Annotated in this window: 1 pseudogene; it reads left to right on the forward strand. The window is 78.6% G+C overall.

The window, feature by feature from the left end:
* Positions 1-13 precede the first annotated feature (13 nt).
* A pseudogene (locus tag FS882_RS20720) lies at positions 14-332 on the forward strand (HNH endonuclease); the annotation flags it as partial.

Genomic DNA, 332 nt, shown 5'->3' on the forward strand with positions numbered 1-332 from the left:
GTTGCCGGACCAGATGGCCGAGATGCATCTGGTGCTGCCCGCCGAGCACGCGATCGGCATCGACACCGCCCTGCACGCTGCGGCCCGCTCCGCCAGGGCCGCCGGCGACCCCCGCACCCTGGACCAGCTGCGCGCCGACACCCTCGTGGACTGCGTCCTGACCGGCACCCCCGCCGCCGCCCTCGCGGTCACCGGCGCCTCGCCCGCCGCCACCCCCGGGCACCTGCCCGGCCCACGCGACACCGACACGGCGTCCGCGGGCGCCGGCCGGGCCGGGACGCGCGACCCGCGCACCCACGTCCTGGTCACCGTGCCGCTGTCGTCCCTCATCG

The organism is Cellulosimicrobium cellulans, from assembly GCF_007679345.1.
In the GTDB taxonomy this organism is placed as follows: Bacteria; Actinomycetota; Actinomycetes; order Actinomycetales; family Cellulomonadaceae; genus Cellulomonas; species Cellulomonas cellulans_A.